The sequence below is a fragment of the Enterobacter sp. V89_11 genome, assembly GCF_029967775.1.
In the GTDB taxonomy this organism is placed as follows: Bacteria; Pseudomonadota; Gammaproteobacteria; order Enterobacterales; family Enterobacteriaceae; genus Enterobacter; species Enterobacter ludwigii.
This window is the reverse complement of the sequence record NZ_JASCAN010000006.1, coordinates 222235-237320: the sequence shown is the minus strand read 5'-3', so window position 1 is coordinate 237320 and position 15086 is coordinate 222235. Positions and strand designations below refer to the sequence as shown.

The 15086-nt window shown below is 55.0% G+C and carries 14 protein-coding genes; 8 read left to right on the top strand and 6 right to left on the bottom strand.

The genetic code is table 11. From position 1 onward, the window contains the following. Window positions 1-145: 145 nt before the first annotated feature. The 3 genes from eptB to QLG09_RS07055 all read right to left on the bottom strand — a co-directional run bounded on the left by eptB (window position 146) and on the right by QLG09_RS07055 (window position 4238). Window positions 146-1837 (bottom strand): kdo(2)-lipid A phosphoethanolamine 7''-transferase, encoded by a 1692-nt coding sequence (gene eptB, locus QLG09_RS07065; protein ID WP_025206419.1) that lies wholly within the window; start codon window positions 1835-1837, stop codon window positions 146-148. Between the two features lie 261 nt (window positions 1838-2098). Then, the gene (locus QLG09_RS07060) at window positions 2099-3301 is read right to left on the bottom strand and encodes an MFS transporter (RefSeq protein WP_025206420.1); all 1203 of its coding nucleotides are present in this window, start codon (window positions 3299-3301) and stop codon (window positions 2099-2101) included. 238 nt (window positions 3302-3539) lie between these two features. Continuing rightward, on the bottom strand, window positions 3540-4238 hold the full coding sequence (locus QLG09_RS07055) for an autotransporter domain-containing protein (protein ID WP_020882635.1): 699 nt from the start codon (window positions 4236-4238) through the stop codon (window positions 3540-3542). A 162-nt stretch (window positions 4239-4400) separates the two neighbouring features. On the opposite strand from QLG09_RS07055, the gene tag reads away from it, so the two are divergent. Together tag and QLG09_RS07045 are read left to right on the top strand one after the other, a co-directional pair. After that, entirely contained in the window at window positions 4401-4982 is a 582-nt protein-coding gene (gene tag, locus QLG09_RS07050) for a DNA-3-methyladenine glycosylase I (RefSeq protein ID WP_014168140.1), read from the top strand. After that, window positions 4960-5400, top strand: coding sequence for an N-acetyltransferase (locus QLG09_RS07045; RefSeq protein WP_032679358.1), 441 nt, complete (start codon window positions 4960-4962; stop codon window positions 5398-5400). Before tag ends, QLG09_RS07045 begins: the two co-directional genes overlap by 23 nt. Here QLG09_RS07045 and QLG09_RS07040 read toward each other — a convergent pair. Next, window positions 5369-7648 (bottom strand): molybdopterin guanine dinucleotide-containing S/N-oxide reductase, encoded by a 2280-nt coding sequence (locus QLG09_RS07040; RefSeq protein ID WP_049023127.1) that lies wholly within the window; start codon window positions 7646-7648, stop codon window positions 5369-5371. The genes QLG09_RS07045 and QLG09_RS07040 overlap by 32 nt on opposite strands. Window positions 7649-7860: 212 nt before the next feature. Here QLG09_RS07040 and QLG09_RS07035 point away from each other — a divergent pair, with 212 nt between their 5' ends. From QLG09_RS07035 to ghrB, 6 genes are all read left to right on the top strand, one after another. Continuing rightward, complete coding sequence (locus QLG09_RS07035) at window positions 7861-8523, top strand: OmpA family lipoprotein (protein ID WP_014168137.1); 663 nt, start codon at window positions 7861-7863, stop codon at window positions 8521-8523. 122 nt (window positions 8524-8645) lie between these two features. Further along, complete coding sequence (locus QLG09_RS07030; RefSeq protein WP_049023125.1) at window positions 8646-9662, top strand: LacI family DNA-binding transcriptional regulator; 1017 nt, start codon at window positions 8646-8648, stop codon at window positions 9660-9662. 103 nt (window positions 9663-9765) lie between these two features. Beyond that, window positions 9766-10515, top strand: a complete 750-nt coding sequence (locus QLG09_RS07025) for a xylose isomerase (RefSeq protein ID WP_032679355.1) — start codon at window positions 9766-9768, stop codon at window positions 10513-10515. A 3-nt stretch (window positions 10516-10518) separates the two neighbouring features. Further along, the gene (locus QLG09_RS07020; RefSeq protein ID WP_014168134.1) at window positions 10519-11457 is read left to right on the top strand and encodes a sugar kinase; all 939 of its coding nucleotides are present in this window, start codon (window positions 10519-10521) and stop codon (window positions 11455-11457) included. A gap of 108 nt (window positions 11458-11565) precedes the next feature. After that, window positions 11566-12846: an MFS transporter gene (locus QLG09_RS07015; protein ID WP_049023124.1), complete on the top strand. Its 1281-nt coding sequence runs from the start codon at window positions 11566-11568 to the stop codon at window positions 12844-12846. A gap of 26 nt (window positions 12847-12872) precedes the next feature. Then, the gene (ghrB, locus tag QLG09_RS07010) at window positions 12873-13847 is read left to right on the top strand and encodes a glyoxylate/hydroxypyruvate reductase GhrB (protein WP_014168132.1); all 975 of its coding nucleotides are present in this window, start codon (window positions 12873-12875) and stop codon (window positions 13845-13847) included. 58 nt (window positions 13848-13905) lie between these two features. Here the strand turns inward: ghrB and cspA are convergent, their stop codons facing one another. Next, window positions 13906-14118: an RNA chaperone/antiterminator CspA gene (gene cspA / locus QLG09_RS07005; RefSeq protein ID WP_014168131.1), complete on the bottom strand. Its 213-nt coding sequence runs from the start codon at window positions 14116-14118 to the stop codon at window positions 13906-13908. 245 nt (window positions 14119-14363) lie between these two features. Then, window positions 14364-15074 carry a DUF3053 domain-containing protein gene (locus QLG09_RS07000; protein WP_020882641.1) on the bottom strand — a complete coding sequence of 237 codons (711 nt, stop codon included), beginning with the start codon at window positions 15072-15074 and terminating at the stop codon, window positions 14364-14366. Window positions 15075-15086: the final 12 nt, after the last annotated feature.

Genomic DNA, 15086 nt, shown 5'->3' with positions numbered 1-15086 from the left:
CCTCCGACCCACTGGTCCCAAACCAGTTGCGCTACCAAGCTGCGCTACTCGCCGAATGCGGAGCGCATCTTACTGCTGAGGTGCGCCCCCGTCAATCCCTTAAATTAAAAAAGCCCTTCAACTGGCGATATTCTCGCCAGACGCGTTACTGCGCGGCTTTCGCCTTGCTATCAGGGAGTTTGCACCAGTTGTTATTTTCGTTGATACCGCCGTCAGGAGAGGTATAACCCAGGCAACCCAAAATGGTGTCGTACAGCTCAACATGACGACGCGGCACCTTCATGTCTGCCTCTTTTTTCAGGTGGGCAAACATCTTCGCTTTCTCCGGGTCTTCGAGGTACTTGTCCGACATCCACACCATCATGGGCACGCGGAACTGTTCCGGAGGAGCCATATTACGTGGCGTACCATGCAGGTGCTCAAATTCATTAATTGACTCACCGTGATCCGCTGCATAGAACACAATCGCTTTCTTATCGCGTACCTGGTCAATCACCGAATCGATAAAGTGATCCACATACAACACTGAGTTATCGAAAGAGTTAATCAACTGGTCTTTGGTACAGTCTTTATCCACACCAATACATTCCGGCGTCCACCTGGCAAAGCTACGCGGATAACGTTGGGTGTAATTAAAGTGCGATCCTTTGGTATGCAGAATAATCATATGCTTTCCATCAGGATTCCCATTAAGAGAGAGCTTCATCTCATTAATCAGCAACATATCATCGACAGACTTGCCACGGTTACGTGGCTCCGCACCGATTTGCTCACGATAGGCAATGTTCTGCGCCATGGTGTTACTGTAGAACCACATCTCGCTTTGCATTGCATACAGAGCGGAAGTAAAGCCGAGCTGGTGAAGCACCGAGAAGACATTTTGCTCTTTCAGTGTTCGCTGCGGGTTATCGCTCGCTCCACCCTCGCGCACAAACATGCAGCGTAAGGAGAGCTTGGTGGCGGTATCACAGGAGTAACCGCGATAGGCAACCAGGTTTTTCTCCTGAGCCAGTTTAGGCGTGGTATCACGGTCATAACCCAGAATGCCCATATGATCCCAGCGTGTCGTTTCACCAATGATAAAGACGACATAGGTATCATCGATATCTTTTGGCGCGTCATAGGTAAATTTCTTTGCCGGGTTCAACAACGATTTGTTATCAGAGGATTCGTCCACCTGTGCCCAGGCATACAGCCCCAGTGCGGAAATCCAGTTTGACGGCAAATAAGAATTTGCAACCACACCACCGTAGCTTGGCATGTCCACGCCAGAGGTACGCTCATAATTTTTCTGCTTCACTTCCAGCAGGCGAATCGGCCCCCAGACCATCAACCCAGCGAGCAGCACAATCGCGACACTTCTGAAACGTTTCCCCGGCGTGCGAATCTGGTGTACCAGCGTGTACCGGCAGCGGTTGCTCCAGATGAGCAGCAGAGGCAAGGTACTGACTGCCACCAGCCAGAGAATAAAGTGCAGACCAACGACCTCTTTAGAGAGATCTATATCCGTCGTCATCACCGAAGCAATAATGCCGTAGCCAATGACAACGTTCATAAAAGTCATGTAATAACTGGCACCAGCGGAGCACAGCACAATAAACGTTGCCAGTACTCGCCATACGCGGCGGCCAAACAGGGTGAGAACCCGGAATAAAAAGAAGGTGACCAGTACAGCAGCGACCAATTCGACAACCGCTGCAACTCCTTTCCAGACGGTAAAATCGTGCGCGTATCCGTCAAACCGACGGAAAAAAACTGCGCCATTCATAAACAGGCCGATGTACAACGCCAGCAAAAAGCAGAGCTTTTGTTGCGCCATCGATTTAATGTATTTCATGCAAGCTACCCGGAAAAAGGGACGGTACCACCGCCCACTCGGTATTAAAAGTAGGCAGATTAGATATACGCTCAGGGGATCGTTAATCAGAAACGTCTACAAGCGTGGTAAGTAGACCACAGGGATGGGAAAAAGTGGCAACAGAGAATGTGATCGGTGCAGTTATTTACAAAAAAGCAAATCCTGAAACCGACGTTTTCATCTAAGTCTCAGTTTTTAAGATAATAAAAAGGCCGGATAACCGGCCTTTTTTTGTTGTCGTCAGGCATGCGCTTCGTTAAAGACTTCACGCTGCGGCTGGCGAATGGTGGTCGACAAGGCCAGCGAGATTATCAGCAAAGCAAATATTACGCAGAAGGTCACATAGAACCCACCGAACAGCGAGGCGATTAACGAGCCGCAGATACTGCCGATGCCAAAGCCCAGATAGATAACACCATAGTTTTTCGCCAGATTGTTCAGGCCGAAGAACTCACTGACCAGCGACGGGAAGACGGTAATCGTACCGCCGAAATTAAAGGCCACACAGGCAATTGCGGCGAAGAACGTGGCTTCGTTCAGTGGGGCAAACAACAGCGCCGCCATCCCCACCAGCGAGACAACCTGCCCGATGGTAATCACGCGGATACGGGCAATTTTGTCAGACAGAATCCCAAGCACCAGACGGCCAGAGAGGTTGGCAATAGAGATGACGGTGACCGCATTCGCCGCTGTTGCCGCATCCAGTTTCACCATTCCCTGAGCAATATCTTTCGCCACCCCAATCACATACAGACCGCTCATGCAGGCTGTCAGGAACATGACCGCCAGCATCCAGTACTGTGGTTGACGCATAGACTGCGCGAGGGTGAAATCATTCTCCACCACACCGTTAACGGTTTTCACCTCCTGCTGCGGCGCATCTTTCATCAGCGTGGCGCCGAACAGGATCATGACCAGAACGATAGCGCCCCAGATCATGAACGTTTTTTCGAGCCCCACGGAAGCAAGCAGGTGGGAATCGATAAATTTAAAACCGAGGCTCCCCAGGCCATAGGACCCGATGGCAAACGCAGAGATTAAACCTTTACGTTCCGGGAACCACTTCACACAGTTTGACAGGGTCAGCAGATAACCTGCACCGTCGGCAAGTCCCACCAGTACCCCGGCGCTCAGCCACAGCATCATCAGGTTGCTGGAATGCGCCGTCAGGAAAAAGCCCACGCCCAACAAAATACCGGATGCCATCGTCACCCGCTTCACGCCGAATCGCTCCTGCAATTTTCCCGCGACGGAAGATGAAAGCGCCAGCCCGAGGCTCAGCAAACCGAAGGAGAACGCCACCTGGCTGACCGGTGCACCAAGCTTATCGGAAAGCGCACTGTTAAACAGGCTCCAGGTATAGACCGATCCCAGCGCAAACTGGGTCACGATGGTGCCAAAAAGCGTTAGCCAGCGCGTACGGTTGTAAGTTGATGTGTTCATGGCAGTTGTCCTGCAAGAGAAAGTAAGGGAATTCGCTGAGGACAACGATAAACAAAACCTTAATATGCCTGGGGTAAAACGGCATGAAATGCAGGAGGAATGGAATGAAATGCCATAAATCGGGAATGAATGACCTTGCCGGGGAATGAAGCGACAGCGTGTTAGTGACTGCTATCGCTACAACCCCCACGGCTATTGTATTCAGGATGTTATCGGCACGTTTAAAAAAGTAACAACCTTAAAAATTAGCGCTCACGCCCAGGGTGTACATAAACTCCTCACCGGTGGTGGTGTATTCCCCTTGTGCCAGCGACGCATAGGCCGCCATATGCGTGTTAAACGGAATATCCGTTCCGACGGTTACATCCATCCAGTTGCCGCTTTGTGTCGGTGCAGGTGTCTGTGGCATCCCAAACTGGGATTTCCACTGGTTTTCACCAAACTGCTGGTTATAGCTTATCTGCGCCCACGGGCGAAGCTCGCCGTACTGTGTATCCACGCGCCAGCCGAGCGTGCTGACGCTGGCATGCCAGAGTGGGTCGGTAAGCCCCTGCGTCGTCGCGCTGTCACCAAATTCGTTGATCATCATCGGTGCCGTGCCGTCATAACGCCACGCCATCACCGGCCCGGTCGTGATACGCCCTGACACCGGAATGTTCCAGCCCACGCTCATGGCCCCTGCCGGTGTGGAACCCGACGGTAAACTCAGGGCAAGCCCGGGGGCATTTTGTGATGACTGAATCCGCTCGGCGAGAATATCCTCATAACGCGGTTGGTGATCCGCATCCCATGTATAGCGTTCCGCCGTATTACTTTGGGCGTCTGAAACGATATATTCCTGTTGCCAGGCAAATGCTGTATTACAAAAAAACAGACAGGCTGAAATCCCCGCCAGGCCAGAAACAGCATGGCGACCACTGATTTTTTTTATCATCATCAAAGCGACTCCAGAGAGAGCCGAATTCGGCGATATTTGTCATTGTTTAGGAAGAGTTTTGCGGGCATATGGCCCTGTATTAACTATTGTCTTTATAGTAGACACGTCAAGCCTGACAGAATGAAAATTTTGCGATAACCGTTTCATTAAGGGAGATAACCGATGCAGCGTTGCGGTTGGGTAAGCCAGGATCAGCTTTATATCGACTATCACGATCGGGAATGGGGCGTACCGGAGACAGAAGGGAAAAAGCTTTTTGAGATGATCTGCCTGGAAGGTCAACAGGCGGGCTTGTCATGGATTACGGTGCTTAAGAAACGGGAAAACTATCGTAATGCCTTCCATCAGTTCGATCCGGTCGCCGTCGCTGCCATGACCGAGGACGATGTGGAACGGCTGGTCCAGGATGCAGGCATCATCCGCCATCGCGGTAAGATCCAGGCCATCATTGGTAACGCGCGCGCTTATCTGGCGATGGAGCAAAACGGAGAACCGTTCTCAGAATTTGTCTGGACGTTTGTGAACAATACGCCGCAAATTACCCAGGCCGCCACGCTCGCGGAAATCCCGGCCTCCACCCCGGCGTCAGATGCGCTCTCTAAAGCGCTGAAAAAACGCGGCTTTAAATTTGTCGGCTCCACCATCTGTTACGCCTTTATGCAGGCCTGTGGCCTGGTCAACGACCACGTTACCGGCTGCGTCTGTCATCCAGGGAGGCACCATGATCCGCAAATGGGAAAGTGATAATGCCGGGCCACTCCTGAGTCTGTGGCTTGAAAGCACCACGGAGGCGCACCCGTTTATCAGCGCGAGCTACTGGAAAGAGAACGAAGGTATGGTGCGGGATGTTTACCTGCCCGCCGCCGAAACCTGGGTATGGGAAGAGGATGGAATGCTGCGCGGCTTTATCAGCGTCATGCAGTCCCAGTTTGTGGGCGCGCTGTTTGTCTCAACTGACTTTATTGGTCGGGGGATTGGGCGTGCGCTGCTGAACCATGTTCAACAGCGCTTCCCGTATTTAAGCCTGGAGGTCTACCAGAAAAATGTCCGGGCGGTGAATTTCTATCATGCACAGGGTTTTCGCATTGAAGACAGCGCCTGGCAGGATGACACTCAGCACCCAACGTGGATCATGAGCTGGCAGGCGGATCAAACGCCGTGAGCGTAAGCTCGGGTCCCTGATATTTCTCGACCCAGGCCAGCGCCGTGTTCCCCGCGCAGCCATTCCCCAGCTTCGAGCTGGGGAGATCTTTGGTCAGAACGTTTACTGCACCGTTTTTACAAATACCGCCTTCGCTCGGCTCCAGGTCTGGCCATGCCCCCTGGTGAATGCAGATAACGCCAGGTTTAATCCCGTCGCTCACTACCGCCCCTGCCAGCACCTGGCCACGCTGATTCCAGACGCGAACCACGTCACCGTCAACGATCCCACGCGCGTGTGCATCTGCGCTGTTCAGGGTCACGGGCTCCCGTCCGGCAACCGCATACCGCTCGCGCAGTGATGAATAGTTAAGCTGGCTGTGCAGGCGATGGGCAGGATGGGCCGATAACACCTGCAACTGTTCCGGCTGGGCATTACCGTGCCACTCGTCCGGCTCAAGCCACGTTGGATGCGCCGGACAGTCGGCATACTTAAATTGGGCGATACGCTCGCTGTAGATCACAATCTTCCCGCTCTCGGTTTTCAGCGGATGGTTCTCCGGGTCGCTGCGGAAATCGGCGAAGCGAACAAACTGCGCATTCTGTTCGCTCTCCGGCATCTCAATAATCTGGTTCGCTTCCCAGAACTGCGCAAATGGCGGCAGCGTCACGCCCTGCTGGGCCCCGCGCTGACCTGCAATCTGGTAGAACGTCTCCAGCCACTGCAAATCCGTTTTGCCCTCGGTAAAACGCTCGCGCCCCCCCGTTTCCCACAACTCGCTCAGCTCAGCAAACACCTCAAAATCATCACGCGCCTCATCACGCGGCGCCACGACGCGCTTCATCGGTACCATATGCTGATTGCTGTAGTCACCGGTCATGGTGAGGTCGTTACGCTCAAACGAGGTGGTCGCCGGCAGCACAATATCGGCATGTTTGGCTGAGGCGGTCCAGAAGCATTCTGAGATAACCACCAGTTCTGGCTTCTGCCAGGCGCGGATCAGGCGATTCGTGTCCTGGTGATGAGTAAAGTTCGCGCCGCCGGCCCACCAGACAAACCGGATATCCGGGAAGTGGCGATCCAGACCGTTGTGCTGATAAAACCCGCCCGGGTTTTCCAGGGCTTCAACAATGCGCGCCACCGGGATTTTATCCACGGCATCTACACCGCCCTGAATCGAGCCCTGCAGAGAAGCCAGCACTGCCGCTTTGCGGGTCGGGTTGCCGCCATTGGCGAAGTGATAAGAGAGACCAAACCCACCGCCCGGCGTACCAATCTGCCCTAGCATGGCGGCCAGCGTCACGAGCATCCAGTGTTTCTGCTCACCGAACTGCTGGCGCTGCATCCCCCATCCGGACATTAACATCGTGGTGTTTTGGTGGAATAACGCCGCCAGTTCACGCAGTTTGGCCGCAGGAACCCCACAAATCTCTGCCGCCCACTCTGCCGTTTTGGCCATACCGTCTGTAATGCCCGTCAGATAGTCGGCGAAGTTGTCAAAACCGGTGGTACAGCGTGCGAGGAACCCGGTATCGTGCCAGCCGTTCTCCACCAGCGTATGGGCAATGCCCAGCATCATCGCCACGTCGGTGCCCATATGCGGGGCAATCCACTCGGCGCTGTCGCCGAAGAAGTCCATGGTTTCCGAGCGCATCGGGTCAATGCAGATGATGCGTTTGCCGCTTTTACGCAACGCATCGAAATACGGGATCCCCTGCTCGTCACTGGCATTCCACGCGATTTTCAGGGTGTTGAGCGGGTTGGCGCTCCACAGCACCACCACATCGGTGTGCTCCAGCACCAGCGGCCAGCTGGTCTGCTGCTGATACACTTCGTTACCGCCCACCACGTAGGGCATGATCGCCTGCGCTGCGCCGGTGGAGTAATCACCAAGATGGCCGGTATACCCCCCGGCCAGACTCATATAGCGCTGCAGTAACGTCGAAGCCTTATGCAGCACGCCATTTGAACGCCAGCCGTAAGATCCGGCAAAAATGGACGACGGGCCATACGTGTCGCGAATACGTTTGTGCTGCGCATGGATCAGCGCCAGCGCGTCATCCCAGCTCACCCGGACAAACTCATCCTGACCACGAATACCCTGCGGCTTGTCTGGCGACGCCAGAAATCCTTTACGCACCATCGGCCAGCGCACGCGCGTTTTGCTGTGCACCTGATCGCGAACGACGGTCTGTAAAGAGTTGGGATGTTGTGTTGGCAATGCCCCGCGAGACGACAGAACATTTTCGCCATCGGTTTCGACCAGCATCGGCCCCCAGTGGGCGGCGGTCAGAATCGTTTTTGTTGAGGTGCTCAAGCGTGCGCTCCTGGTTGCGTGCAGGTTTTACGGCCTTCTTAGTGAGGCAGTTTATGGTTTGTCACAAATTTCAGAGTTATACCCGGAATTTTCTCCGTATCTGGACGTCATAATCAACTGCCACGCGCGTCGTGGCAAAGAATAAAAAGGATTAAGGAAATAAGATGAAAAAACGCGTATTCGTTATTGCCGCTCTGGTGAGCGGTGCACTGGCTGTTTCTGGCTGCACAACAAACCCTTACACCGGTGAAAGCGAAGCAGGTAAATCCGGCATCGGCGCGGGTCTCGGCTCGCTGGTAGGGGCTGGTGTGGGCGCACTCTCCTCCTCCAAGAAAGACCGCGGCAAAGGCGCGTTAATTGGCGCAGCGGCAGGTGCAGCCCTGGGCGGCGGCGTGGGTTATTACATGGATGTGCAGGAAGCAAAACTGCGCGACAAAATGAAAGGCACCGGCGTGAGCGTGACGCGCAGCGGCGATAACATCATCCTGAATATGCCAAACAACGTCACCTTCGACAGCAGCAGCGCAACGCTGAAACCTGCAGGGGCGAATACCCTGACCGGCGTGGCAATGGTGCTGAAAGAGTACAACAAGACCGCGGTGAATGTGATCGGTTATACCGACAGCACCGGCAGCCAGGATCTGAATATGCGCCTGTCTCAGCAGCGTGCCGATTCTGTGGCCAGCTCGCTGATCACGCAGGGCGTTGCAGCAAACCGCATCCGCACCAGCGGCATGGGCCCTGCAAACCCTATCGCCAGCAACAGCACGGCGGAAGGCAAAGCGCAGAACCGTCGCGTTGAGATTACCTTAAGCCCAATTCAGTAAGGGCTGCCCCCTCTTCCAGGGGGAGAGGGGGATAGGGCGTCATGCCGCCACGTCGGCATGAACCGCTTGCCATCGCTAATTTTCCCGCTAAGGTGTTCTCACTCACTTCAGGGAATTCAGCGATGAGCAAACCAACACGGGCCACAATCAGCGACGTGGCGAAAGCCGCAAACACCGGTAAAACCAGCATTTCACGCTACCTCAACGGCGAGAAACACCTGCTGTCCGATGCGCTGCTCGCTCGTATTGAACAGGCCATTGCCGATCTCGACTACCGCCCGAGCCTTATGGCGCGCGGGCTCAAACGGGGTCGTACCCGTCTTATCGGGCTTATCATCGCCGATATCACCAATCCCTACTCCGTTAACGTATTGAGCGGAATTGAAGCCGCCTGTCGCGAAAAGGGCTTTACGCCGCTGGTCTGTAATACCAACAACGAAGTCGATCAGGAGCTGCATTACCTGGATCTGCTGCGCAGCTACCAGGTCGAAGGAATTGTGGTGAATGCCGTGGGCATGCGTGAAGAGGGCTTAAACCGCCTTCAGCAATCCTCCCTGCCGATGGTTCTTATCGACCGCAAAATCCCGGAATTCGCCTGCGATGTCGTCGGGCTGGATAACACTCAGGCTGCGACAACCGCCACTGAGCATCTGATTGAACAGGGCTTTGAAGCCATCCTGTTTCTGAGCGAACCTCTGGGCATGATCAACACCCGTCGTGAGCGACTGAGCGCGTTTCGTGCCACGCTGGAGCGTTACCCCGGCGTGATTGCCGAGAATGCCGAAACGCCCCTCCACGAAGCCGATCAGCTCGACAATACCCTGCGGCAGTTCCACACCCGCCATCGCGGAATGCGTAAAGCCGTTATCTCTGCCAACGGGGCGCTGACCCTGCAGGTCGCCCGCTCGCTTAAGCGCATTGGCCTGCACTGGGGAAGCGATATCGGTCTGCTGGGGTTCGACGAACTCGAGTGGGCAGAACTGGCTGGCGTCGGGATCACGACCCTCAAACAACCCACCTGGCAGATTGGCTATGCCGCTGTTGAACAAGTGGTTCGTCGTATTGAAGGCACCAGCGATGCCGTTCGCGAGCAGGTATTTTCCGGCGAGTTGATTGTCCGCGGCTCCACCGCCCGTTAATTTTCCCTTGTGATACCGATCATAAATTCAACATCCTGACCTTTTCTTTGGAACCGGTTCCATCTAGCGTAATAGTATTGATGTATTGCGATGGAGTCCGACGATGGGCAGAAAAATCATGGTGGTCACCGCCGCGTATGGCGCGGAACAGGTGCGACAGGCAGGTGGTCAACGGGCAATGCTGCCCGTCATTGCGGGCGCGGGTGCCGACGGCGTCGAGATCCGCCGCGAGCTGTTCAACAGCGAAGAGCTGCTGGCGCTGCCCGCGCTGGGTGAATCCATTGAGCTGCTGGGCCTGCTGGCATGTTACTCCGCCCCTGCGGCCCTGTTTATGCCCGATGGCACCCTCAACCCTGACCTTCCCCGTTATCTCAGCGAAGCCAGTACCCTGAATGCGCTGTGGCTCAAGGTCTCACTGGGTCATTTCAGCGACACCCAGCCGCTTCACGCCCTGCGTGCCCTGCTCGATGAAAGCGGTATGGCCCTGGTGGTGGAAAACGACCAGACCGACTGCGGCCAGCTTGCGCCGATGCAGCGCTTCAAAGCCGCCTGCCGGGACATGGCGCTGCCCGTCACGCTGACGTTCGACATGGGCAACTGGCTGTGGGTGGGCGACTCCCCGGAAGAAGCCGCGCGCCATCTGGCCTCTGCCGTGAGCTATATCCACGTTAAAGCCGCCGTGCCGCATAAAGAAAATTTCCGCGCCGTGGCGCCGGATCGGGCCGATGCGCGCTGGCTGGATCTGCTTTGCCAGCTGCCCGCCGATGCCCCGCGTGGTATCGAGTTCCCGCTGGAAGGGGCGGATTTAACCGCCGTCACCCGTCATTACGTAAACCTGCTGCGTGAGGAGTAAACCATGCACAAGACGCTGGATGTGATCACTATCGGCGAAGCCATGGCGATGTTTGTCGCCACCGAAACGGGCGACCTGAGTACGGTGGAGCACTTTATCAAACGCGTGGCGGGGGCTGAGCTGAACGTCGCGACCGGCCTGGCGCGCCTGGGTCTGAACGTCGGCTGGGTCAGCCGCGTGGGTGATGACAGCTTTGGCCATTTCGTTCTCGATTCGCTGAAAAAAGAGGGCATTGATGCTTCCGGCGTCACCCTTGATGGACGCTTCCCGACCGGTTTCCAGCTTAAATCGAAAGTCGAAAATGGAACCGATCCCATTGTGGAGTATTTCCGTAAAGGCTCTGCGGCGAGCCACCTCTCAGTCGAGGATTACCACGCCCACTATTTCGCCTCCGCACGCCATCTGCATCTGAGCGGCGTGGCGGCTGCGCTTTCAGCCAGCTCGTATGCATTACTGGATCATGCCGCAACCACCATGAAGGCTCAGGGGAAAACGATCTCATTCGATCCTAACCTGCGCCCGGTACTGTGGAAAAGCGAAGCGGAAATGGTCGAGAAGCTGAACCGTCTGGCGTTTCAGGCTGACTGGGTTCTGCCGGGTGTGAAAGAAGGCATGATCCTGACCGGTAAAAACACCCCTGAAGGGATTGCCGATTTTTACCTCAACAAAGGGGTAAAAGCGGTGGTGCTGAAAACCGGCGCCGATGGCGCCTGGTTTAAAACAGCTAACGGCGAGCAAGGCGCAGTCGCGGCCGTGAAGGTTGATAACGTGGTTGATACCGTCGGCGCTGGCGATGGTTTTGCCGTGGGGGTCATTAGTGCCCTGCTGGAAGGCAAACCGCTGCAGCAGGCCGTCGCCCGGGGCAATAAAATTGGCTCGCTGGCAATCCAGGTGCAGGGCGACAGTGAAGGATTACCGACCCGCGCGCAGCTGAACGAATAAATTCCGTTTCCCTCCCCCTCTCCTCAGGTAGGTCAGGGAGAAACAAAACAAACCACCGTGTACCCTACATACAACGGCGGTACAAACCTCAACAACAGAGGCAAGCCTATGAACAGTTCGACCAATGCAGTAAAACGCTGGTGGTACATCATGCCAATCGTGTTTATCACGTACAGCCTGGCGTACCTTGATCGTGCCAACTTCAGTTTCGCGTCCGCGGCAGGGATCACCGAAGACCTGGGGATCACCAAAGGTATCTCTTCGTTGCTGGGTGCCCTTTTCTTCCTGGGCTACTTCTTCTTCCAGATCCCCGGCGCTATCTATGCGGAGCGTCGCAGCGTCCGCAAATTGATTTTCGTTTGCCTGATCCTGTGGGGTGCCTGCGCCTCACTGACCGGCGTGGTGAATAATATTCCAGCGCTGGCAGCCATTCGCTTTATTCTTGGGGTCGTTGAGGCAGCGGTAATGCCCGCGATGCTGATTTATATCAGCAACTGGTTTACCAAATCCGAGCGCTCACGAGCCAATACTTTCCTGATCCTCGGTAACCCGGTCACCGTGCTGTGGATGTCGGTGGTTTCTGGCTACCTCATCCAGTCCTTCGGCTGGCGCGAAATGTTCATTATCGAAGGAGTGCCGGCGGTTATCTGGGCATTCTGCTGGTGGATGCTGGTAAAAGATAAACCTGCGCAGGCGAAATGGCTCTCCGAAGATGAAAAAGCCGCTCTGCAGGCGCAGCTGGATAAAGAACAGCAAGGCCTGAAAGCGGTGCGTAACTACGGCGAAGCATTCCGCTCGCGTAATGTGATTCTGCTCTGCGCCCAGTATTTCACCTGGAGCATTGGCGTGTACGGTTTCGTACTGTGGCTGCCATCGATTCTCCGCAATGCCGGTGAAAACCTTGGCATGGTGGAAGTGGGCTGGCTGTCGTCCGTGCCTTACCTCGCAGCCACAATCGCCATGATCATTGCGTCATGGGCATCGGACAAAATGCAGAACCGTAAGCTGTTTGTCTGGCCGCTGCTGCTGATCGCTGCCTTTGCCTTCATTGGTTCCTGGGCCATCGGCGCGAACCATTTCTGGGTCTCTTACACCCTGCTGGTGATTGCGGGCGCGGCAATGTACGCCCCTTATGGACCGTTCTTTGCGATCATCCCGGAGATGCTGCCGCGTAACGTGGCAGGCGGCGCGATGGCACTGATTAACAGTATGGGAGCGCTGGGCTCGTTCTGCGGCTCCTGGTTTGTGGGTTACCTGAACGGAGCAACCGGCAGCCCGTCCGCATCGTACATATTTATGGGGGTAGCGCTTTTCGCCTCCGTGTGGCTTACTCTGATTGTTAAGCCTGCTAATAATCAACAATTACCTGTCGGCGCACGCCACGCCTGAATCCTTAAAAATCAACGGAGATTAGCATGAAACCGTCCGTCATTTTGTATAAAGCACTGCCGGAAGATCTGCAGAAACGCCTTGAGGAACACTTCACCGTTACCCAGGTGAAGAACCTCAGCCCGGAAACCGTGGCACAGCACGCCGATGCGTTCGCCAGCGCCGAAGGTTTGCTGGGTTCAAGCGAAAAAGTGGATGTCGCCCTGCTGGAGAAAATGCCGAAGCTTCGTGCTACCTCTACCGTTTCCGTGGGCTATGACAACTTCGACGTGGATGCCCTTAACGCCCGCAAGATCCTGTTGATGCATACGCCACATGCGCTGACGGAGACCGTGGCCGACACGCTGATGGCGCTGGTCCTCAGCACGGCGCGTCGTGTGGTCGAAGTGGCCGATCGCGTTAAAGCTGGCGAATGGACAAAAAGCATTGGTCCGGACTGGTTTGGGGTGGATGTTCATGGCAAAACGCTGGGCATCGTTGGCATGGGCCGTATTGGCCTGGCCCTGGCGCAGCGCGCACATTTTGGTTTTAACATGCCGATTCTGTATAACGCGCGTCGTCATCACAGTGAAGCCGAAGAACGTTTTAACGCCCGCTACTGCGAGCTGGATACGCTGCTGCAGGAAGCCGATTTTGTCTGTTTGATCCTGCCGCTGACGGACGAAACCCGTCATCTTATCGGTAAAGAGGCGTTTGAAAAAATGAAGAAAACGGCCATTTTCATCAACGCGGGTCGTGGCCCGGTGGTGGATGAGAAGGCGTTAATTGAGGCTCTGCAACAGGGTGAGATCCACGCTGCCGGTCTTGACGTGTTTGAACAGGAACCGCTGCCGGTGGACTCACCGTTGCTTTCATTGCCCAACGTGGTGGCCCTGCCCCACATCGGCTCAGCAACCCATGAAACACGCTATAACATGGCTGCAACCGCGGTAGACAACCTGATCGCTGCCCTTAGCGGAAAGGTGGAAATCAACTGCGTTAACCCGCAGGTTCAGCGATAGAAATGAAAAAACCCGCCAGAAGGCGGGTTTTTAAAATTTGTGCTACTGGGTTGGAAGCTTACAGGCTTACAACGTTACCAGCTGCTGGGCCTTTAGCGCCGCTTTCGATGGTGAAGGAAACTTTCTGACCTTCATCCAGAGATTTGTAGCCTTCGTTCTGGATAGCAGAGAAGTGTACGAACACGTCTTTAGAGCCATCGTCAGGAGTGATGAAGCCGAAACCTTTATCAGCGTTGAACCATTTTACCAGACCAGTCATTTTAGCAGACATAGAATTACCTTAATTAACAAATATATTGTGCCTTCCGGCTTGATGGATTGTGTTACAGATTTTTAAGCGATGAAGGAAGGGTCACTACGAAGGGTATCTATGGATAACAATCTGGACTGCTTTACTAAACTGCTTTAGGTCTGTGTAACAAACCGACCTGTATAGTTATACCGATGTGGTAGAAGAATAACAAGCGTTATTTTCGCCCGGAATAAAAAACCCCGCCTGAGGCGGGGTTTTCCGATTTATTCTGTGGCAGCGACCGCTGCACTCCACGCCTGACTAAAGGCCTGGTGCTGGGAGGCCAGTGGCCCAATCAGCGCATTATACTGGCTTGCCTGCTGCGAGGTCGGGAACTGAATACCGTTGGCCACAAAGCTCACCTGAGTGCCCTGCTGGGAGATGAAGTCCCCCACCTGAACCAGCTGCTGCGTGAAAATTTGCGCGGCCGGGATCAGCGGTTGCATCGCTTCAGAAGGTTTCGACACCACTTTCTCATACACTTTGTCGAAGACCGGTTTGAGATCGTCGCCCTGCTTCAGCGCGGAACGTGACGCGTCCGCCTGCATTTTCGCATTCTGCAGCTGTTGGCTCAGCACGCCGAGCGCACCGTTGGACTGGCGCAGCGGTTCACGTTGCGTCATGTAATCCTGCGGGACGCGAATAGCGTTCACGCTATCCACAACCGGACGGATACCGGAATCCATCGCCTGGCTCACCTGCTGTGAATAACCATAAAGAATGGCGTAATCAGACACGAAGGGGCCAAACTGTTTTTTCTGATCCGCAGTCAGCGTCGGCAACCGTTCACCGCTGCGCATCACCGTATTCTGTAGAAAATCGATAAACGCTTTGCGCTGATCGCCTTCTTTATCAAAACACCCACTCAGGCTAACAACCATCAACAACGCCGCAATAGGCGCAAACCAGCGAGAGCAGGACTTTCCTGTCGCCATTTCATTACTCCT